Below are 21,183 nucleotides of genomic sequence, written 5' to 3'. Positions count from 1 at the left end.
TCGCTCCTTTTTTACCATTCAAGAGGACGCTGCGTCCTCTTTGTTATCTTCTTTGACCCGCTGTCTTTGACTTGATTCTTTTTTTGCTTTATCTTGTGTTGATTCCTTTTGACTCTTCTCTTCCTGATCATCATCGGATGATTGATCTTTCCGATCATTCGTAGAAGCCGGCTGATCTTCTGTATCAGTAGAAGTCAGTTTCACTTTGACCTTCGATCTAGATAATGTCCACGTCACATTTTGAGGGCCATTCACTTGTACTTTGACCTCATGTGTTCCTTCGTTTAAGTCCCCGACATTGATATAGGCTTCAATATCTGAAGCCTTTAGTTTATCGATTGCACTCTTTGAACCTTTTGCTGTTAGTGTGAGACGCCCAGAAGACGGACTCACAAATGCAGAGCTGAGATCCTTGCTCAGACCCACGACAGAAATTGGGACATTATCGATCTTTTTTTCTTCAGCTGTTGCAACCTTCACTTTGATCTTAACAGTTTCAGGCGATACCTTTTTCACACCATCTGGCAGTGGAATGTCGGCATCAATCTCTGTATCATCTTTAATCTTGCTTAGGTCGAGCTTAACGCCGTCAATAAAATCAAGTGCATCCAGCACCTTTTGAGAACCGTAGACTGTCACCTCACTTGGGCTTGTCTCAATGCTTGAGATACTGATCCCATCTGGCAAGTTGCCCGTCCGCTCAATCTTAAACGGAACTTTCTTGCTTGGACTCGTAATAGGGACCGTAATATCTACCACAGACGGACTCACTTCGACTGGTAGCTCATTCCCACTGCTATCATACACAGTGAGCTTCGCTTCTTTCTCAATTTGCTGATCGACATCCTCTAAGTTCACAAATGCTTTAATGACAGAAATTTTGTCGATCACGTCTTTTGAGCCAGTAACCGTGACATTTTTCGGATTCACAATAGGCTGCTCTGGTGAATAGCCGTCTTTGATTTTATTTTGATTATAAAATTCCGTTTCAACAGGGAATTCAGCTGTCGTTTTTTCTTGTATCGTCACAGTCGTCACAGACGGATTAATCGTTAACGTGATTCCTTTCGATACATCTCTTGCCTTCAATTCGACTTTATGTGTACCTGTTGTCAGGTTTTGCATATCTGCGTAAATTTCAAAATTTTTCGTTTGTCTTGCTGTTTTCACAGCACTAGTTGATCCTTTAATCGTGACATTGACTGTCTGCGGCACACCAGTGACTACATACTTTTCGTCATCATAATACGCTTTAACAGGAATGTCCGTTAAGGTTGCTTCGTCTGTTGTCGATGTTGGGAAAAAGGATTCACCGATTTTTTTCGGCGTGGGCGCTTGCGCTGAATTGACTGCACCATACAGCAATAAAGCGAAGACCAATGCAAGAAACTTAACGGCCCAGCGATTATTCAAAATCTTATCCATTTTTCTTGCCCCTCCAATACCATTTGGTCGAGGAAGCATCTTTGCTGTTCTTACTAAACTCAGCAATCAGCATTTCTTCAAGCGCTTCTTCTGTCAATTCTCGATGGAGATCACCATTTCTTGCGACACTAATGCCGCCTGTCTCCTCGGAGACAATGACGGTTAAACTGTCCGTTACTTCACTAATACCAACTGCCGCGCGGTGACGTGTACCGAGCTCCTTAGAGATAAAAGGACTTTCAGACAGCGGTAAATAACACGCTGCAGCTGCAATCTCATCACGCTTCATAATCACAGCGCCGTCATGAAGCGGTGTATTCGGAATGAAGATATTAATCAGCAGCTCAGAACTGACCTTTGCATTTAAAGGAATTCCGGTCTCTATGTAATCATTCATCCCAGTATCGCGCTCAATCGTTAACAGCGCGCCTATTCTTCGTTTTGCCATATAGTTAATTGCTTTTGTAATTGCCTCGATCGTTTTCTGCTGCTGTTCCTCTACAGGTGTTCCGCTTCTAGAGAAGAAACGGCCGCGCCCAAGCTGCTCAAGCGCTCTCCTTAGCTCTGGCTGAAAAATAATAATGATCGCAAGGAACCCCCACGTAATCGCTTGATCCATCAGCCATTGAAGTGTGTTAAGACCGAGATACGCACTCCCCATCCTGACGAGAACAATGACGACAATTCCCTTTAAAAGCTGAACCGCTTTTGTTCCGCGGATGACCATCATTAATTTATATATCACATACCAAACAACGAGAATATCAACAGCATTACCGAGGTACTGCAAAAAAGGAATATCCCCTAAAGCCATTTCCTCGTCCTCCAGAATTTTCAGTTATTCTTCGTTCGATTCATTTTTTATAAAAAAAAAGAGCCTATGTGTAAGTACATAGCGTGGCTATTATACCACATTTTGTTTCAGCAAGGAAAATAGTTGCCATATCTGGCTGGCATTCAAGTTTGTCCATCAATAGAAAAAGAGCAGTCCCCTTAGAGACTGCTCTCAAACTGTTTGATTTACTTTTGCTCCTCTGGTCCAATGACCCGCATCACGTCTTGTGCTGTAGACTTCATTTTGTACCAAACCCAATCAAACACTTCATTAATTTCATTGATTTGACCAGTGACTTGTCCGGCAGAAGCAGTCAGCTGTTCTCCATTGACGACTGTTACGTTTCCATCAACCTTGCCTTGTACAATCAGCTTGCCATTTTTCACAGTGACGTCACCTTTGACGGTTTCCCCTTTAGGTACCGTCACTGTATCATTTTCAACCACGAGATTCGGCTGCTTTGACACACTGAAATTATGATCCGTATTCCAGCTAGTAAACAGACTGCCTCCCATCAATATGACAAAGAGGGCAGCGGCGACCATTAGCGGATGAGCTTTGATCCATCTTTGAATCGACACACGCTTTTTCTCCTTTGGAAGACCTGCCATCACCTTTGCAGTGAAATCAGATGGTGCTTCTATATGAGATGTACTCTGCACGAGCGCGATGGATTTCTCAATTTGTTGAAAATGAGTACGGCATTCCTCACACGATTGCAGATGGCTCTTTAATTCTTTTTCATCTTCGGGCTCAATGTCCCCGTCTAAATACTGATGCATAAGCAGGACGATTTTTTCCTGACAGCTCATCAAAATCACCTCACTCAAAGGTCTCTCAACTGTTTCCGGAGAGCCTCTCTACCCCTGTGTATTCTCGTTTTCACCGTACCAACTGGTATATTCAGAATCTCACTAATTTCTTTTAACGAGAGTTCATCAATATACTTTAATACGATGACCGAGCGATATTTATCGGGTAATCTTAAAATTTTTTGCTGAATGGTGCTCGATAATTCAAGCGACACCACCTCGTCCTCTGGCAAAATGCCGTCAGCCGCAATTTGAGAATACATATTCAGTCCTTCTGTCCCTGCCACCTCTGCATCTAAATAATAATCCGGCTTTTTTTTACGAATACGGTCGATGGTCAGGTTGGTTGCAATGCGGTACAGCCACGTGGAAAACTTACGATTCACATCAAAGCTCTCAATATTCACATAGGCACGAATAAACGCCTCCTGCGCAATATCTTCTGCTTCATGTGCATTCCCAAGCATACGGTAGCACAGCTGATAAATTTTGTCTTTATACAGGTCTACGATGTCTGCAAATGCGTTCTGGTCGCCTTTTTTCACTTGCTTAATTCTCTTTTTAATCATTGTTTCCATAGTATATTCAACCTCTGCCTTCACCGGTCTTTATGTATACGAACCTCGTTCCAAAAGGTTTCATTCTCCTCTAAAAAATAGTGTAACAAATTTTTGACAGCATGTTACGCTTATCAGCCGGTAAAAACCTTAACATATCCTTAAATTTCCCCAAAATTAAAAAAAGAACGGGAACAAGTCCCGCTCTATAATAGCTTTTCACCCATTAAAGAACCAATTAATGCAACTGCCGCTTCTGCTGTTTTATTTTTCTCATCTAATACCGGATTCACCTCAACAAACTCAGCAGAAGTCAAAATCCCTGCTTCCTCTAAAAGCTCCATTGCAAGATGACTCTCTCTATAACTGATGCCGCCAGCAACCGGCGTTCCCACGCCAGGGCACTCCGCTGGATCAAGGCCGTCTAAATCAAGCGACAAATGAACACCATCTGTTCTTTCTTTTAAATACGCAATGGCTTCCTCCATTACTCTCGTCATCCCTAATCGATCAATTTCATGCATCGTATACACTTTAATGCCTTTTTCTCTAATCAATACCCGCTCTCCTTCATCTAAAGAACGAGCACCAATCAAGATCACATTCTCAGGCTTTACTTTAGGCGCATAACCGCCAATATTCGTTAGATCAGCATGCCCAAGACCGAGACTGACAGCAAGTGGCATCCCATGAATATTCCCAGAAGGAGAGGTTTCCTCTGTATTTAAATCACCGTGCGCATCATACCAAATGACACCCAAATTTTTATAATGCTTAGCTACACCGGCTAGTGTACCAATTGCAATGCTATGATCCCCGCCTAAAATCAGCGGAAACGAACCTGACTGCACAATACTGCTAACCTTTTCAGCAAGAAGCTGATTCGCGCCAGCATTCTCCGTTAAGTTTTTCAGTTTTCCACTTGTATAGAGACCTTTCTCATCATCTCTTTGCTCAACGGGAATATCCCCTAGATCCTCGACATCAAATGAAAGCGATTCCAATTTTTCTTTTACACCAGCACAGCGAATGGCACTCGGCCCCATATCGACGCCCCTTCTCATTTGACCGAGATCCATCGGCACCCCAACAATCGTGACCTTCTTTTGATCTCCCATATGTACATCCCCTTTCCGTTCATGCTTATATTTTACTTTCTCGGTGCCTTCTGACTCAACTCAACAATATTTTGAATAGTTATACATTCCAATCGTCAAAATAAAAAAAAGACACCTTTTTAAAAAAGGTGTCTTAACTGGGCTAGCTGGATTCGAACCAACGCATGACGGAGTCAAAGTCCGTTGCCTTACCGCTTGGCTATAGCCCAAAAATGGTGGAGGGGGGCGGATTCGAACCGCCGAACCCGGAGGGAGCGGATTTACAGTCCGCCGCGTTTAGCCACTTCGCTACCCCTCCACATATGGAATTGATAAAAGAAAAACAGTGCCGGCAAGAGGACTTGAACCCCCAACCTACTGATTACAAGTCAGTTGCTCTACCAGTTGAGCTACACCGGCATATGGTGGAGGATGACGGGCTCGAACCGCCGACCCTCTGCTTGTAAGGCAGATGCTCTCCCAGCTGAGCTAATCCTCCACATGATGGTGACCCGTACGGGATTCGAACCCGTGTTACCGCCGTGAAAGGGCGGTGTCTTAACCGCTTGACCAACGGGCCAGTTTGTCAAGTTTACTGTTTCCGTGAAGCTGACAAAAGTTATTATATACAGGTTGTCCCCCTTTTGTAAAGGGGATTTTTATTTTTTTTATTTTCTAACTATTCAACCCTCATCAGCACAACATTTTGACTGAAATATAATTTCAGTATTTAAATATAATATTGAAATTTCATGTCATACTTAATATACTGAAAATGAAGAAATAAGGAGGTATGTCACATGCAGCCATCTCAACTGCGTTCTTTGACAACAGAATCAAGAAACCCTAACACCATGGGAATTTCACAAGCAAGCCCGCTAGAAATGCTCCAAATGATAAATGAGGAAGATATGAAGGTCGCTCAAGCCGTCAACCGTGTCCTTCCAGACGTAAAGACAGCAAGTGACTTTGCCTTTGCATCCATCTCGAATGGAGGCAGACTCATTTATCTAGGCGCTGGAACTAGCGGCAGAATTGGGGTAATGGATGCGGTCGAATGTCCACCTACCTATAGCATTTCACCTGATGTCATCGTAGGCATCATGGCCGGTGGCGACTCTGCCTTTTCACATGCAGCAGAAGATGTGGAAGACAGTGAAGAAGCTGGTCAAAAAGATTTAGAACACATCCACCTGACATCAAAAGATACGGTTGTCGGCATCGCGGCGAGCGGTAGAACACCCTATATCATTGGCGCTTTAAACTATGCTAGAACCATTGGAGCAAAAACAGTAGCCCTCAGCTGCAATGAACAAGCAAAGATTAGCGAACTAGCAGACTGCGCCATTGAAGTCGTCGTAGGACCAGAAGCCATCACTGGGTCAACACGAATGAAAGCCGCATCCGCTCATAAAATGATTTTAAATATGCTTTCCACCTCTGTCATGATCAGACAAGGCAAAGTATATGAAAACCTGATGGTAGATGTAAAAGTAAGCAATCATAAACTAAAAGAACGCGCCATCACCATCATTCAGCATGTGACCAATGCTCCCTACGAACAAGCCGTAAAAGCCCTTGAAGCAGCCGATTTAGAAGTTAAAACAGCCATCGTCATGCTCCAAACCAAAACAGATAAAAAGACAGCCAAAGACCTGCTCAACAAAGCAGATGGTCACATCGACAAAGCCATCTTACGTCATCAATCTTAAAGGAGGAAACTCATGTCAGCAGGCGGACTCACCCTACTACACACAATGAAATCAAAGCTTCCCCAATCTGAAAAAATCATTGCAGACTATATCCTTGCCCATCCTGACAAAGTCATTAAAAGCACAGTGCATGAAATCAGTCAGGCTGCCGGTGCAAGCAGCTCTGCCGTCATCCGCCTCTGTAAGTCTCTCGGGCTGGATGGCTATCACGATTTGAAAATGCGGATCGCTGGAGACTTAATGCACACTGATAAACAAGGCTACCGGGATATCGAACAAGATGAACCACTTCAATCCATTATTCAAAAGACAGCAGGAAACACCATTCAATCGATCAAAGATACAGCCTCTATTTTAAATGTAGAAGCTTTAGAAAAAGCTGTTCAACTGCTGTTGAATGCAAACCAAATCCATTTTATCGGTGTGGGTGCATCTGGCATCGTCGCAGCTGATGCCCAGCAGAAATTTCTCAGAATCAATTATGCAGCCACAGCCTTCACTGACATGCACATCGCATCTACGGTCATCGCAAATGCTGGAAAGAATGACATTGTGTTCGGTATATCCTTCTCAGGAGAAACATTAGACATCATCCAAGCCCTTCAGCTCGCAAAAGAAAATGAAGTGAAAACCATTGCTTTAACGCATCCAGGGCATACAAGCGTTTCTGCATTGTGTGATGTCCATCTATCAACGTCCGGTTCCAATGAAGCACCTTTTCGCAGTGCTGCCACTTCCTCTAGAATGGCACAGCTCTATTTAATCGATGTCTTGTTCCTCAGTTTAGCCTCCCGTCAATATGAACAGACAGCACAATATATTGACAAAACAAGGCATGCCATCCGCTCCATGAAACGAAAAACAAAGGGGGATTCAACATGAGTCATCAAAAAAAATATCAGCAGTTGGCGAAAGAAATCCTTTCACTCTGTGGTGGTTCTGAAAACATCTCTTCCCACACACATTGTATGACACGTCTCCGAATTACACCCATTGATCGTGAAAAAGTGCAAACCACCGCGATCAAAGAACTCGATGGCGTCATTGGCGTCGTCGAAGCGGAAACACTGCAAATCATTTTAGGCACAGGTGTTGTCAACCAAGTATCAAGTGCATTTGAACAGCTGCTCAATGCCTCAGGTTCATATGACTTAAACAACGAAGCACAGAAAAACAAACAAGCCATTTCACAAAAGAACCGCACACCATTCAAGCTGTTCTTACGGCGGATCGCCAGCATTTTCATTCCCATTATTCCAGCACTCGTTGCATCGGGTCTTATTACGGGTATTACAAAAGCGGTCGTGCAAGCAGGCTGGCTCGATGAAAAATCTCAAGCTGCGATTATCCTAACCGTTATAGGCTCAGGTTTGTTTGCTTATCTCGGTATATTAGTAGGAACAAACGCCGCAAAAGAATTTGGTGGCTCTCCTGCATTGGGCGCATTAGCAGGTATTCTCATCATTAACCCAGCTGCTGCTGATATTATGTTATTTGGCACTAATATTCTACCAGGTAGAGGCGGACTCATCGGTGTTCTTCTTGCAGCTATTTTTATGGCACTTGTTGAAACCCGGATCAGACGCTTCGTCCCGCAATCACTCGATATCATCGTCACACCAACCATCACACTACTCATTACAGGCATTTTCACGTACGTTATCTTCATGCCAGTCGGCGGATTTATATCTGATGCCATCACCTCTGGACTTACTTATCTATTAAACATTGGCGGTATTTTTGCCGGATTTGTTCTTGGTGCGACCTTCCTTCCTCTTGTTGTCACTGGACTTCACCAAGGTCTAACACCTATTCATATGGAACTGATTAATTCAATTGGAGATGACCCGCTTCTGCCAATCCTCGCTATGGGAGGCGCAGGACAGGTCGGTGCTGCCTTTGCCATTTATATGAAAACAAAAAAGAAAAAGCTGAAAAGAGCCATTGCAGGCGGACTTCCTTCAGGAATGCTTGGAATTGGAGAACCGCTCATTTTCGGTGTCACACTCCCGCTCGGAAGACCCTTCCTCACTGCTTGTCTAGGTGCTGGAATCGGCGGAGCATTTCAAGCCTATTTCCAAATCGCCACTAAAGCAATCGGGGTATCAGGTCTCCCATTAACCTTTATCGTTCACACACATCAAATGCTACTTTACTTAATAGGACTCTTTATTGCATATGTCGCTGGATTTATCTTCACATACTTATTTGGATTTCATGATGATATGGCTGTTGAATTCGAGGAAAATAAGCAATAGGAGGTCTAGCTCTTGAAGAAATATTTTCTCATCATCACAAGTCTGTTCATACTCCTTGGGTTACCAGTACAAACATTTGCAACTAGCTCCCATCCTGTATCGTCTTTGTCTAAAACAGCACCTGAAGAATATCCCGTCTTAAAAAATGCAAAACGACCGGAACAAGTAGGTTTTTCTTCTAGGCAGCTTAGGAAGGTTGATCACATGATTCAAAACGATATCAAAGCAGGATTTCCAGGAGCAGCACTCATCATTATCAAGGATGGTCAGATCGTCCATCAAAAAGCCTATGGCTACAGACAAAAATATAAAGGGACAACAGAACTCAAATTCTATAAGAAAATGAAAAAGAACACACTGTTCGATTTGGCATCCAATACAAAAATGTATGCCACCAACTATGCCCTGCAAAAGCTAGTATATGAACAAAAACTAGATGTAAATGAAAAAATACAAACCATCCTGCCTGACTTTCAAGATGAACCAGATGCAAAGGTAACCGGCAAAGATCAGCTTCGAGTCAAGGATCTTCTCACCCATTCTGCCGGACTGCCTTCCAGTGTTTTATTTTATAGCAAAGAGCAAGCGGGCTCTTTTTTCTCTCAAGATAGACAAACAACCATGAAATGGCTACCAAAGGTGCCTCTGCAATACAAGCCAGGCACTCAGCATATTTATAGTGATATTGATTACATGCTGTTAGGCATGATCATTGAGAAAAAAACCGGTATGCCACTTGATCAATATGTAGAGTCGACGATTTATCGACCGCTTGGTCTAAAACATACCATGTTCAATCCGCTGAAAAAGGGATTCAAGCCAAAGCATTTTGCAGCAACCGAGCGTCTAGGCAATACAAGAGATGGTGTCATTGATTTTGAAAACATTCGCAGGTATACCTTGCTAGGTGAAGTCCACGATGAGAAAGCCTATTACTCAATGGCAGGTGTCTCCGGACATGCCGGACTTTTCTCTAATACATCAGATATGGCCGTACTGCTTCAGCTGATGCTCAATAAAGGAGGCTATGGGAAAACAACCATCTTTGACCAAGCTTCTATCGATCTCTTTACGGAATCATCAGACACGAACCCAACTTACGGGCTAGGCTGGCGGAAAAACGGCAATACTGACATGGAATGGATGTTTGGGAAGTACGCAAGTAAAGAAGCGTATGGACACACAGGCTGGACCGGAACGATGACATTGATTGATCCAAAACACAATCTAGGCGTCGTCTTGCTGACAAATAAAAAACATTCACCCGTCATTTCACCTGAAGTCAACCCAAATCAATTTGAAGGTGACCTTTTCCCAACTGGTACTTATGGAAGCATCATGACCGCAATCTACGAATCTTTTAAGTAAAAGGAGGAATTCGATGTTAAAAGCTCTGTTCCCCGCTGCACTCGTTTTGGCCCTGCTCACCTCTTCCATTCCAACGGAAAAGGTGAGCTCTGCCCCTCTCCCAACTGCCAAACAAATGGTTCAGGACATGTCCTTGGATGAAAAAATTGGCCAAATGCTCATGCCAGACTTTCGCAATTGGCAAGCAGAAGGTGAATCCGCTCCTACAGGCTTCACAAAAATGAATAAAGAAGTCTCTCACCTTGTAGAGAAATATCATTTAGGCGGTGTCATCTTATTTGCAGAAAATGTCGTTGATACGGAACAAACCGTCAAACTCACACATGAATTTCAACAAGCATCATCCAACATTCCTTTACTCATTTCCATTGATCAAGAAGGCGGAATCGTCACAAGACTACAAAAGGGAACACATTTCCCAGGAAATATGTCGATTGGTGCCTCTAGAAGTAAGAAAAATGCTTATGACACTGGTAAAATCATCGGCAAAGAATTAAACGCTCTAGGTATCAATACAAATTTCTCTCCTGTTCTTGATGTAAATAATAACCCGAATAACCCCGTCATTGGTGTCCGTTCCTTTAGCTCTGATCCTGCACTAGTCACGCGACTTGGTCTGCAAACCATGAAAGGACTTCAAAAGGAAAAGACCATTTCCACATTAAAGCATTTCCCGGGACATGGTGATACAGCTGTTGATAGTCACTACGGTCTTCCGCTTGTCGAACATGATCTAGATCGTCTTAAAAAGGTGGAGCTGTATCCATTTCAACAAGCAATCAACGCAGGGGCAGATATGGTCATGACCGCTCATGTTCAATTCCCAGCCATTGATGACACAACGTATAAAAGTAAAAAAGATGGCGAGGACATTATGGTTCCAGCAACCTTATCAAAAAAAGTCATCACAAACTTATTAAAAGAAGACATGGGCTTTCAAGGAGTGGTTGTAACAGACGCCCTTAATATGAAAGCGATTGCAGATAACTTTGGACAGGAAGAAGCTGTGGTAATGGCTATTAAAGCAGGCGTCGACATTGCCCTCATGCCAGCACCTGTCACGTCCTTAAAGACAGAAAAAAACCTAGAGAATGTGTTCAATGCTTTAAAAAGAGCAGTTCTCACAAAAGAAATCCCGATATCTCAGATCAATCAATCTGTCGAAAAAATCCTTCAATTAAAGATCAAACGCGGCATCATTTCCGCCAATAAATCAGTAAGCCTTGAGAAGAAAATCAAAAAAGCCACACAGCTCGTTGGTCAAAAGTCGCACCGAAAAGCAGAACAAAAAATGGCACGCGAAGGAATCACTCTCCTTAAAAACAACGACAAAACCTTGCCTTTTAAGCCTAAAAAGAATGACAAAATCGTACTCATGGCACCATACGAAGATCAAACAAAAGCAATGTCCGTCACAATTGAATCTCTGATCAAACAAAAAAAGATCAAACCTGTGCGTATCCAATCATACACATTTGCAGATAAGAGCTTCTCCAAAGAAACAGCCAAACTCATTCAAGATGCTGACCATGTCATTACCGGCTCTTACGTTGTCCAAAATGACCCAGCTGTGAATGATGGCGTCATTGATGACGGTGTACAGGATCCGAAAAAATGGGCAACGGCCTTTCCTCGTGCTGTCATGAAAGAAGCAGCAGCACAAAACAAAAAATTGGTCATCATGAGTCTCCGAAACCCATATGATGCTGCAAATTTCGAGGAAGCCGACGCCTTACTGGCTGTTTACGGTTTTAAAGGGTACTCAAACGGACAATTCAATCAACCAAATATTCCTGCGGGACTAGAAGTGATTTTTGGAGCGGCCTCACCTAAAGGGAAATTGCCCGTCGCTATCCCATCAGTCACTCATCCTAATCAAACCCTTTATCCATTTGGCTATGGACTCAATTTAAAAGGCAAACAGATCAAATAGGAGGGATTCTCTTGAAAAAGACAGCAAGCTTGATACTCGCTAGCATTCTCATGATCAGCACATTGACCGCCGCCTCCCCCGCAGATTCAGAACGAACAGATACAAAAGGAAAAAAAGCAACAGTCAAAACAGGTATCGAAACATTACTCTCAAGTAACCTCTCTTTGCTTAAAGGGAAAAAAGTAGGGCTTATTACGAATCCTACAGGCATTGATGCAAACATGAAAAGCAGTGTCGATCTGCTATTTGAACACCCCGATATTAAACTGACTGCCTTGTATGGGCCTGAACATGGCGTCCGTGGTGATGCACAAGCAGGAGAAGGCGTCGAATCGTATACCGACGAAAAAACGGGCCTGCCTGTTTACTCTCTTTATGGAAAAACAAGAAAGCCAACTCCTGAAATGCTCAAAAATGTAGATGTCCTGCTATTTGATATTCAAGACGTTGGTACTCGTTATTACACCTATATTTACACGATGGCCTATGCAATGGAAGCAGCTAAGGAAAACAACATTCCATTTGTTGTCTTAGATCGTCCAAACCCAATAGGTGGGGTAAAAGTAGAAGGACCCGTATTAGAGCCAGAACACGCCTCTTTTGTAGGTCTCTATCCCATCCCATTAAGACATGGGATGACAACTGGAGAACTTGCATACATGTTTAACAAAGAATTTCATATCAACGCTGATGTAAAAGTGATCAAAATGAAACATTGGAAACGATCCATGACGTTCGATGACACGAAGCTACCGTTCGTCCTCCCTTCACCTAACATGCCGACCGTTGATAGTACCTTTGTCTACCCAGCAACAGGATTAATCGAAGGTACAAACGTTTCTGAAGGCAGAGGAACGACAAAACCGTTCGAACTCATTGGCGCTCCATATATCAATAGCAATGAGCTAGCAGATCATTTAAATGGGTTAAAACTAAAAGGCGTTCAATTTAGACCTGTCTCATTTACCCCTACCTTTTCAAAACATGCCGGGACTTTGTCTCACGGGGTACAGCTTTATGTCACAGACCGAAAATCATTCGAAGCAGTCAAAACAGGTCTATCCATTATCAAAGCAATACACGACTTGTATCCTAATGACTTTCAATTCCTACAAACAGGCAGCTTTGATAAACTCATCGGGAATAGCTGGATCAAAGAAGAAATCAATAAAGGCACTTCCATCAAACAAATCATGAAACAATACCACCATGACCTGAAAACATTCGAAAAGAAACGGAAAAAATATCTCATCTATTAATCGTAAAAAAAGCCTCCACCTTAAAGGATGGAGGCTTTTTCATGATAAAGACTTAATCACAGCAGGTTCTTTCAGCTCAAAACGATTAAGTAAAAAGCCAAACAAGGCTGCAAGTACTTGCTGAAACAGCATGCCAATCACGACGGGGACAGCAACAGCAGGCGGGAAAAAGCTAATAGCAAGCACCGCACCCGCGCTAATGTTCCGCATACCGCCCGTATACACAATCGCCACAATTTCTCCTTGAGTACATTTCATCGCCTTTCCAATCAACCACGCAAACGCATACCCACTCATCGCAATGAAAAAGACAGTCGCTGCTTTGCTAAAAAACGCAGCATCCAGTTCACGCAAATACGGGGCGACAACAGAACTGTTAATCGATACGACAACAAACAAGCCTAATTTTGAAAAAGGAGCCAAGGTCTGACTCATTGCTTTTGTCACCGATGGCTTTGCATACTGACGAACGAGCATCCCTAAAATAGAGGGCAACACCACCATACCGAATAGTCCTTTCATGATCGCCACCATGTCCATATGGACCTGTGTACCAACGAAGATTGACAAGCTTACTGGCACAATCAATGGCGAAAGCAATGTATCAATTAATATGATAGATAACGTTAACCCCACATTCCCTTTATACATTGCCGCCCATATTAAACTAGACACACCTGTCGGAATCACCATCGCAAGCGTCAAACCGGTGATCGTCATAGAATCACCCGCAAATATCAAATGCCCCGCCGACCATGCATAAAGGGGCATCAGCACATGCAAAATCATAAACGATAAAATCAAAGGCAATGGATGCATCACCGTATGTTTTAAAGCTGAAAAAGTAGATGACAAGCTCCCTGAAAATGTCATCACAGCAAACACCCAAGGCACCAAAAAGGTGAAATCTTTTAAATACGCCGCCAATAATACACCAAGTAGCACGCTGACAGGCGTAATGAGCGGCATCATCCGGCCGAGCACCTGATTCAAACGGACAAGCATGCCGGCCACCTCCATCCTTCACTTTCTTCCTTGTTTTATTGTAACAAAAAGAAAAGTCTTTTAAGATCCAATCACTTGTTTCATAAGCTTTTGACTAGACGTATCCATTCCAACTACGTCCACCTCTACACCAGCTATACGATATTTTTCCTTCACACGTTCAATCGCGGCCACACCTGATTCGTCCCATATACGCGCTTCAGACAAATCAATGACAACAGCTTGGAGATCTTTTTTCTGATCGAACGCTTGGATGAAATCAGTCACAGAAGCAAAGAAAATTTGGCCTTTTATTCGATAAATCCAAGTCCCTGCTTGGCTTTCTGTAGACGTAATATGAAGCTTCGATATTTTTGCTACAAAGAATACCGCACTAAGAAGAACACCTGCAAATACACCCTTGGATAAATCATGAGTGAACACCACCGTCACGACCGTGACAATCATGACAATAGAATCTGTTTTTGGGTTCTTTTTTAGCTGCTGGAATGAACCCCAATCAAAGGTACCAATAGAAACCATGATCATGACAGCCACAAGAGCAGCCATTGGAATTTGAACGACTACATCACCCAAAACAAAAATCAATACCATTAAAAATGCACCAGCAACAAAGGTAGAAAGCCTGCCTCGTCCCCCTGCCTTTGTATTAATCACAGATTGACCAATCATCGCACAGCCAGCCATACCGCCAAAAAATCCTGCCACCACATTGGCAATTCCTTGGCCTCTCGCTTCCTTATTTTTACGACTAGACGTTTCCGTCATATCATCTACAATCTGTGCTGTTAATAAAGATTCAAGTAAACCAACCATCGCAAGTGCTAAGGAATAAGGAAAAATGATAGCAAGTGTTTCCCAGTTAAACGGTACATTTGGGATAAGAAAAACTGGCAAAGAGCTAGGCAGCTCTCCCATGTCTCCAACCGTTCTGACATCAACATGCCCAAATACAGCAATCATCGTCATCACAATAATCGCAATGAGTGGAGAGGGAACAACTTTGATGACCATCGGTAATACATAAATGATGAACAAAGCGCCACCTGTCATGATATACATAGCCATGGATTCCCCAACGAAATGCGGCAGCTGTGCCATGAAGATCATAATTGCCAACGCATTGACAAAACCAACCATCACAGACCTCGGAATAAATTTCATCAGACGAGAAACACGACACATTCCAAACACAATTTGAATCAGGCCTGTTAAAATCGTAGCCGCAAACAAATACTGCAATCCATGATCTGCAATCAAATTGACCATAACCAGCGCCATAGCACCAGTAGCGGCAGAGATCATACCTGGCCGTCCACCAACAAACGAAATCACAATCGCAATACAAAACGAAGCATACAAACCGACCTTAGGATCAACGCCCGCAATAATCGAAAACGCAATCGCTTCAGGAATTAAAGCCAGAGCCACTAAAATACCCGCCAGCACATCCTGACGTACATATCCAAACCATTCTTGCTTTACAAATAAATCTTTCAAACCATCTACTCCTTTTTATATACATACCGTACAAGGAAAAAGAAGGCGAATAAAACCCGGAGATACAGAAAGGAAAAAACAATAACCATTCAATTTCGGGGAAAAAGAGGAACGTACAGAGTCTTTTGTAAGAGAGGAAGTCATCACTTTAGTAAGGATAAAAGAAATACGCCGAAGAATCAAGAACAAATAGAAGGAGTATGTAGAAAGCTAAGGCAAAGCTTCCATCAAAATCGCTCGATTCATTTTCTAGTTTAATAAGCCGAACCAAGATCAATAAACGTTAAATATATATTTTAAAACAAACAAAAAAAGCCTTCTCATCAACGAGAAACCTTAACATTTACCATTATCATATAGAGGAAAGCTTCCAAGCGGGCTCGAACCGCTGACCTCTTCCTTACCATGGAAGTGCTCTACCTACTGAGCTATGGAAGCATGGCTCCGCAGGTAGGACTCGAACCTACGACCGATCGGTTAACAGCCGATAGCTCTACCACTGAGCTACTGCGGAATGGATAAAGTAACTTCTTCCATTGGAAGGATATAAACAAAAAGCTTGGCGGCGTCCTACTCTCACAGGGGGAAACCCCCAACTACCATCGGCGCTGAAGAGCTTAACTTCCGTGTTCGGTATGGGAACGGGTGTGACCTCTTCGCTATCGCCACCAAACCTGATGGAGAGAATGTTCTCTCAAAACTAGATAACAACGTTCATGCTTCACATTAGAATATAGGTTAAGTCCTCGATCTATTAGTATCTGTCAGCTCCACGTGTCACCACGCTTCCACCTCAGACCTATCAACCTGATCATCTTTCAGGGATCTTACTTCCTTGCGGAATGGGAAATCTCATCTTGAGGGGGGCTTCATGCTTAGATGCTTTCAGCACTTATCCCGTCCGCACATAGCTACCCAGCGATGCCCTTGGCAGAACAACTGGTACACCAGCGGTGCGTCCATCCCGGTCCTCTCGTACTAAGGACAGCTCCTCTCAAATTTCCTGCGCCCGCGACGGATAGGGACCGAACTGTCTCACGACGTTCTGAACCCAGCTCGCGTACCGCTTTAATGGGCGAACAGCCCAACCCTTGGGACCGACTACAGCCCCAGGATGCGATGAGCCGACATCGAGGTGCCAAACCTCCCCGTCGATGTGGACTCTTGGGGGAGATAAGCCTGTTATCCCCGGGGTAGCTTTTATCCGTTGAGCGATGGCCCTTCCATGCGGAACCACCGGATCACTAAGCCCGACTTTCGTCCCTGCTCGACTTGTAGGTCTCGCAGTCAAGCTCCCTTGTGCCTTTACACTCTGCGAATGATTTCCAACCATTCTGAGGGAACCTTTGGGCGCCTCCGTTACATTTTAGGAGGCGACCGCCCCAGTCAAACTGCCCACCTGACACTGTCTCCCTGCCCGATAAGGGCAGCGGGTTAGAAGGTCAATACAGCCAGGGTAGTATCCCACCGATGCCTCCACCGAAGCTAGCGCTCCGGTTTCCAAGGCTCCTACCTATCCTGTACAAGCTGTACCAACATTCAATATCAGGCTGCAGTAAAGCTCCACGGGGTCTTTCCGTCCTGTCGCGGGTAACCTGCATCTTCACAGGTACTATAATTTCACCGAGTCTCTCGTTGAGACAGTGCCCAGATCGTTGCGCCTTTCGTGCGGGTCGGAACTTACCCGACAAGGAATTTCGCTACCTTAGGACCGTTATAGTTACGGCCGCCGTTTACTGGGGCTTCAATTCGCACCTTCGCTTACGCTAAGCGCTCCTCTTAACCTTCCAGCACCGGGCAGGCGTCAGCCCCTATACTTCGCCTTACGGCTTCGCAGAGACCTGTGTTTTTGCTAAACAGTCGCCTGGGCCTATTCACTGCGGCTTCTCGGGGCTTTAACACCCTAAGAAGCACCCCTTCTCCCGAAGTTACGGGGTCATTTTGCCGAGTTCCTTAACGAGAGTTCTCTCGATCACCTTAGGATTCTCTCCTCGCCTACCTGTGTCGGTTTGCGGTACGGGCACCTCTCACCTCGCTAGAGGCTTTTCTTGGCAGTGTGGAATCAGGAACTTCGCTACTAAATTTCGCTCGCCATCACAGCTCAGCCTTCACGGGAAACGGATTTGCCTATTTCCCAGCCTAACTGCTTGGACGCGGATATCCAATACCGCGCTTACCCTATCCTCCTGCGTCCCCCCATTGCTCAAATGGTGAGGAGGTGGTACAGGAATATCAACCTGTTATCCATCGCCTACGCCTTTCGGCCTCGGCTTAGGTCCCGACTAACCCTGAGCGGACGAGCCTTCCTCAGGAAACCTTAGGCATTCGGTGGACGGGATTCTCACCCGTCTTTCGCTACTCATACCGGCATTCTCACTTCTAAGCGCTCCACCAGTCCTTCCGGTCTGACTTCACTGCACTTAGAACGCTCTCCTACCACTGTTCGTAAGAACAGTCCGCAGCTTCGGTGATACGTTTAGCCCCGGTACATTTTCGGCGCAGAGTCACTCGACCAGTGAGCTATTACGCACTCTTTAAATGGTGGCTGCTTCTAAGCCAACATCCTGGTTGTCTAAGCAACTCCACATCCTTTTCCACTTAACGTATACTTTGGGACCTTAGCTGGCGGTCTGGGCTGTTTCCCTTTCGACTACGGATCTTATCACTCGCAGTCTGACTCCCAAGGATAAGTCATCGGCATTCGGAGTTTGACTGAATTCGGTAACCCGGTAGGGGCCCCTAGTCCAATCAGTGCTCTACCTCCGAGACTCTTACCTTGAGGCTAGCCCTAAAGCTATTTCGGAGAGAACCAGCTATCTCCAGGTTCGATTGGCATTTCACCCCTACCCACACCTCATCCCCGCACTTTTCAACGTGCGTGGGTTCGGGCCTCCATTCAGTGTTACCTGAACTTCACCCTGGACATGGGTAGATCACCTGGTTTCGGGTCTACGACCACGTACTCATGCGCCCTATTCAGACTCGCTTTCGCTGCGGCTCCGCATCTTCTGCTTAACCTTGCACGGGATCGTAACTCGCCGGTTCATTCTACAAAAGGCACGCCATCACCCGTTAACGGGCTCTGACTACTTGTAGGCACACGGTTTCAGGATCTATTTCACTCCCCTTCCGGGGTGCTTTTCACCTTTCCCTCACGGTACTGGTTCACTATCGGTCACTAGGGAGTATTTAGCCTTGGGAGATGGTCCTCCCGGATTCCGACGGAATTTCACGTGTTCCGCCGTACTCAGGATCCACTCTGGAGAGAACAACATTTCAGTTACAGGGCTGTTACCTTCTTTGGCGGGCCTTTCCAGACCTCTTCGCTTATATCGTTCCTTTGTAACTCCGTATAGAGTGTCCTACAACCCCAAGAGGCAAGCCTCTTGGTTTGGGCTGTTCCCGTTTCGCTCGCCGCTACTCAGGGAATCGCATTTGCTTTCTCTTCCTCCGGGTACTTAGATGTTTCAGTTCCCCGGGTATGCCTTCTCATACTCTATGTATTCAAGTATGGATACTACTCCATTACGAGCAGTGGGTTTCCCCATTCGGAAATCTCCGGATCAAAGCTTGCTTACAGCTCCCCGAAGCATATCGGTGTTCGTCCCGTCCTTCATCGGCTCCTAGTGCCAAGGCATCCACCGTGCGCCCTTTCTAACTTAACCATTTCTTACTTTAGAAAGAATCACTATGTGTGATGAACTTTGCATTGCATTCAATGTGAATGTATTACTTATTGTTATCTAGTTTTCAAAGAACAATCCTGTCTCGCTAGAGACATGTTTGAAGGAATGATCCTTCAAAACTAAACAAGACGAAAAACGTACGCTGCTCCATATATCCTTAGAAAGGAGGTGATCCAGCCGCACCTTCCGATACGGCTACCTTGTTACGACTTCACCCCAATCATCTGCCCCACCTTCGGCGGCTGGCTCCATAAAGGTTACCTCACCGACTTCGGGTGTTGCAAACTCTCGTGGTGTGACGGGCGGTGTGTACAAGGCCCGGGAACGTATTCACCGCGGCATGCTGATCCGCGATTACTAGCGATTCCAGCTTCACGCAGTCGAGTTGCAGACTGCGATCCGAACTGAGAACAGATTTGTGGGATTGGCTAAACCTTGCGGTCTCGCAGCCCTTTGTTCTGTCCATTGTAGCACGTGTGTAGCCCAGGTCATAAGGGGCATGATGATTTGACGTCATCCCCACCTTCCTCCGGTTTGTCACCGGCAGTCACCTTAGAGTGCCCAACTAAATGCTGGCAACTAAGATCAAGGGTTGCGCTCGTTGCGGGACTTAACCCAACATCTCACGACACGAGCTGACGACAACCATGCACCACCTGTCACTCTGTCCCCGAAGGGAAAGCCCTATCTCTAGGGTTGTCAGAGGATGTCAAGACCTGGTAAGGTTCTTCGCGTTGCTTCGAATTAAACCACATGCTCCACCGCTTGTGCGGGCCCCCGTCAATTCCTTTGAGTTTCAGTCTTGCGACCGTACTCCCCAGGCGGAGTGCTTAATGCGTTAGCTGCAGCACTAAGGGGCGGAAACCCCCTAACACTTAGCACTCATCGTTTACGGCGTGGACTACCAGGGTATCTAATCCTGTTCGCTCCCCACGCTTTCGCTCCTCAGCGTCAGTTACAGACCAGAGAGTCGCCTTCGCCACTGGTGTTCCTCCACATCTCTACGCATTTCACCGCTACACGTGGAATTCCACTCTCCTCTTCTGCACTCAAGTTTCCCAGTTTCCAATGACCCTCCCCGGTTGAGCCGGGGGCTTTCACATCAGACTTAAGAAACCGCCTGCGAGCCCTTTACGCCCAATAATTCCGGACAACGCTTGCCACCTACGTATTACCGCGGCTGCTGGCACGTAGTTAGCCGTGGCTTTCTGGTTAGGTACCGTCAAGGTGCAAGCAGTTACTCTTGCACTTGTTCTTCCCTAACAACAGAGCTTTACGATCCGAAAACCTTCATCACTCACGCGGCGTTGCTCCGTCAGACTTTCGTCCATTGCGGAAGATTCCCTACTGCTGCCTCCCGTAGGAGTCTGGGCCGTGTCTCAGTCCCAGTGTGGCCGATCACCCTCTCAGGTCGGCTACGCATCGTTGCCTTGGTGAGCCGTTACCTCACCAACTAGCTAATGCGCCGCGGGTCCATCTGTAAGTGACAGCCGAAACCGTCTTTCATCCTTGAACCATGCGGTTCAAGGAACTATCCGGTATTAGCTCCGGTTTCCCGGAGTTATCCCAGTCTTACAGGCAGGTTACCCACGTGTTACTCACCCGTCCGCCGCTAACATCCGGGAGCAAGCTCCCTTCTGTCCGCTCGACTTGCATGTATTAGGCACGCCGCCAGCGTTCGTCCTGAGCCAGGATCAAACTCTCCGAAAAAGTACAAAACCGAAGTTTTGCTTTTC

General features: G+C 45.2%; 13 protein-coding genes, 7 tRNA genes and 3 rRNA genes. 6 read left to right on the top strand and 17 right to left on the bottom strand.

Going from position 1 to position 21,183, the window contains the following annotated elements; translation table 11 throughout:
• Positions 1 to 18: 18 nt before the first annotated feature.
• The 10 genes from LCD34_RS11445 to LCD34_RS11400 form a co-directional block, all read right to left on the bottom strand.
• Positions 19 to 1,425, bottom strand: coding sequence for a YbbR-like domain-containing protein (locus LCD34_RS11445; RefSeq protein ID WP_025206631.1), 1,407 nt, complete (start codon positions 1,423 to 1,425; stop codon positions 19 to 21).
• The gene (gene cdaA / locus LCD34_RS11440; RefSeq protein WP_008344027.1) at positions 1,418 to 2,239 is read right to left on the bottom strand and encodes a diadenylate cyclase CdaA; all 822 of its coding nucleotides are present in this window, start codon (positions 2,237 to 2,239) and stop codon (positions 1,418 to 1,420) included. The genes LCD34_RS11445 and cdaA overlap by 8 nt, the downstream gene beginning before the upstream one ends.
• A gap of 206 nt (positions 2,240 to 2,445) precedes the next feature.
• A complete protein-coding gene (gene rsiW / locus LCD34_RS11435; protein ID WP_224559027.1) occupies positions 2,446 to 3,072 on the bottom strand; it encodes an anti-sigma-W factor RsiW in 627 nt (208 codons plus the stop codon).
• Positions 3,073 to 3,086: 14 nt separating this feature from the next.
• A complete protein-coding gene (gene sigW / locus LCD34_RS11430; RefSeq protein WP_007498553.1) occupies positions 3,087 to 3,650 on the bottom strand; it encodes an RNA polymerase sigma factor SigW in 564 nt (187 codons plus the stop codon).
• A 185-nt stretch (positions 3,651 to 3,835) separates the two neighbouring features.
• Positions 3,836 to 4,747 (bottom strand): arginase, encoded by a 912-nt coding sequence (gene rocF / locus LCD34_RS11425; protein WP_224559025.1) that lies wholly within the window; start codon positions 4,745 to 4,747, stop codon positions 3,836 to 3,838.
• 137 nt (positions 4,748 to 4,884) lie between these two features.
• Positions 4,885 to 4,956: transfer RNA gene (locus tag LCD34_RS11420), tRNA-Gln, on the bottom strand.
• Between the two features lie 4 nt (positions 4,957 to 4,960).
• A tRNA-Tyr gene (locus LCD34_RS11415) sits at positions 4,961 to 5,045 on the bottom strand.
• Positions 5,046 to 5,073: 28 nt separating this feature from the next.
• Positions 5,074 to 5,146, bottom strand: a tRNA-Thr gene (locus LCD34_RS11410).
• Positions 5,147 to 5,149: 3 nt separating this feature from the next.
• Positions 5,150 to 5,225: transfer RNA gene (locus LCD34_RS11405), tRNA-Val, on the bottom strand.
• Positions 5,226 to 5,231: 6 nt separating this feature from the next.
• Positions 5,232 to 5,306: transfer RNA gene (locus tag LCD34_RS11400), tRNA-Glu, on the bottom strand.
• A 220-nt stretch (positions 5,307 to 5,526) separates the two neighbouring features.
• Between LCD34_RS11400 and murQ the strand changes: the two genes are divergently transcribed.
• Genes murQ through LCD34_RS11370 form a run of 6 tightly spaced genes read left to right on the top strand, consistent with a single transcriptional unit; the run spans position 5,527 to position 13,256 of the window.
• Positions 5,527 to 6,438: an N-acetylmuramic acid 6-phosphate etherase gene (gene murQ, locus LCD34_RS11395; RefSeq protein ID WP_224559023.1), complete on the top strand. Its 912-nt coding sequence runs from the start codon at positions 5,527 to 5,529 to the stop codon at positions 6,436 to 6,438.
• Between the two features lie 12 nt (positions 6,439 to 6,450).
• Complete coding sequence (locus LCD34_RS11390) at positions 6,451 to 7,320, top strand: MurR/RpiR family transcriptional regulator (RefSeq protein ID WP_007498558.1); 870 nt, start codon at positions 6,451 to 6,453, stop codon at positions 7,318 to 7,320.
• A complete protein-coding gene (locus LCD34_RS11385) occupies positions 7,317 to 8,696 on the top strand; it encodes a PTS transporter subunit EIIC (protein ID WP_008344031.1) in 1,380 nt (459 codons plus the stop codon). Before LCD34_RS11390 ends, LCD34_RS11385 begins: the two co-directional genes overlap by 4 nt.
• Before the next feature lie 12 nt (positions 8,697 to 8,708).
• Positions 8,709 to 10,064: a penicillin binding protein PBP4B gene (gene pbp4b, locus LCD34_RS11380; protein ID WP_224559021.1), complete on the top strand. Its 1,356-nt coding sequence runs from the start codon at positions 8,709 to 8,711 to the stop codon at positions 10,062 to 10,064.
• Positions 10,065 to 10,077: 13 nt separating this feature from the next.
• Positions 10,078 to 11,997, top strand: coding sequence for a glycoside hydrolase family 3 protein (locus LCD34_RS11375; RefSeq protein ID WP_224559018.1), 1,920 nt, complete (start codon positions 10,078 to 10,080; stop codon positions 11,995 to 11,997).
• Between the two features lie 50 nt (positions 11,998 to 12,047).
• Positions 12,048 to 13,256 carry an exo-beta-N-acetylmuramidase NamZ domain-containing protein gene (locus LCD34_RS11370; RefSeq protein WP_411910435.1) on the top strand — a complete coding sequence of 403 codons (1,209 nt, stop codon included), beginning with the start codon at positions 12,048 to 12,050 and terminating at the stop codon, positions 13,254 to 13,256.
• A gap of 39 nt (positions 13,257 to 13,295) precedes the next feature.
• Here the strand turns inward: LCD34_RS11370 and LCD34_RS11365 are convergent, their stop codons facing one another.
• From LCD34_RS11365 to LCD34_RS11335, 7 genes are all read right to left on the bottom strand, one after another.
• Positions 13,296 to 14,261: a bile acid:sodium symporter family protein gene (locus tag LCD34_RS11365; protein ID WP_224559016.1), complete on the bottom strand. Its 966-nt coding sequence runs from the start codon at positions 14,259 to 14,261 to the stop codon at positions 13,296 to 13,298.
• Positions 14,262 to 14,321: 60 nt separating this feature from the next.
• On the bottom strand, positions 14,322 to 15,761 hold the full coding sequence (locus LCD34_RS11360; RefSeq protein WP_224559014.1) for a SulP family inorganic anion transporter: 1,440 nt from the start codon (positions 15,759 to 15,761) through the stop codon (positions 14,322 to 14,324).
• Positions 15,762 to 16,126: 365 nt separating this feature from the next.
• Positions 16,127 to 16,199 (bottom strand) — tRNA-Thr (locus tag LCD34_RS11355).
• A gap of 1 nt (position 16,200) precedes the next feature.
• Positions 16,201 to 16,275: transfer RNA gene (locus LCD34_RS11350), tRNA-Asn, on the bottom strand.
• Positions 16,276 to 16,318: 43 nt separating this feature from the next.
• Positions 16,319 to 16,434: ribosomal RNA gene (gene rrf, locus LCD34_RS11345) — 5S ribosomal RNA — on the bottom strand.
• Between the two features lie 61 nt (positions 16,435 to 16,495).
• Positions 16,496 to 19,426 (bottom strand): 23S ribosomal RNA (locus LCD34_RS11340).
• A gap of 182 nt (positions 19,427 to 19,608) precedes the next feature.
• A 16S ribosomal RNA gene (locus LCD34_RS11335) occupies positions 19,609 to 21,157 on the bottom strand.
• The 16S, 23S and 5S rRNA genes sit together here with 2 tRNA genes alongside, the layout of an rRNA operon.
• Positions 21,158 to 21,183 lie beyond the last annotated feature (26 nt).

The organism is Bacillus sp. RAR_M1_44, assembly GCF_020165935.1.
Lineage (GTDB): Bacteria > Bacillota > Bacilli > Bacillales > Bacillaceae > Bacillus > Bacillus altitudinis.
This window is presented reverse-complemented; position numbering and strand designations above follow the sequence as displayed.

Bases quoted from the DNA above. Each gene is read 5' to 3' on its own strand.
- murQ (WP_224559023.1), top strand. From the start codon at position 5,527: ATGCAGCCATCTCAACTGCGTTCTTTGACAACAGAATCAAGAAACCCT.
- LCD34_RS11385 (WP_008344031.1), top strand. From the start codon at position 7,317: ATGAGTCATCAAAAAAAATATCAGCAGTTGGCGAAAGAAATCCTTTCA.
- rsiW (WP_224559027.1), bottom strand. From the start codon at position 3,072: ATGAGCTGTCAGGAAAAAATCGTCCTGCTTATGCATCAGTATTTAGAC.
- LCD34_RS11365 (WP_224559016.1), bottom strand. From the start codon at position 14,261: ATGCTTGTCCGTTTGAATCAGGTGCTCGGCCGGATGATGCCGCTCATT.
- rocF (WP_224559025.1), bottom strand. From the start codon at position 4,747: ATGGGAGATCAAAAGAAGGTCACGATTGTTGGGGTGCCGATGGATCTC.
- LCD34_RS11375 (WP_224559018.1), top strand. From the start codon at position 10,078: ATGTTAAAAGCTCTGTTCCCCGCTGCACTCGTTTTGGCCCTGCTCACC.
- LCD34_RS11390 (WP_007498558.1), top strand. From the start codon at position 6,451: ATGTCAGCAGGCGGACTCACCCTACTACACACAATGAAATCAAAGCTT.
- LCD34_RS11370 (WP_411910435.1), top strand. From the start codon at position 12,048: ATGATCAGCACATTGACCGCCGCCTCCCCCGCAGATTCAGAACGAACA.
- sigW (WP_007498553.1), bottom strand. From the start codon at position 3,650: ATGGAAACAATGATTAAAAAGAGAATTAAGCAAGTGAAAAAAGGCGAC.
- cdaA (WP_008344027.1), bottom strand. From the start codon at position 2,239: ATGGCTTTAGGGGATATTCCTTTTTTGCAGTACCTCGGTAATGCTGTT.
- LCD34_RS11445 (WP_025206631.1), bottom strand. From the start codon at position 1,425: ATGGATAAGATTTTGAATAATCGCTGGGCCGTTAAGTTTCTTGCATTG.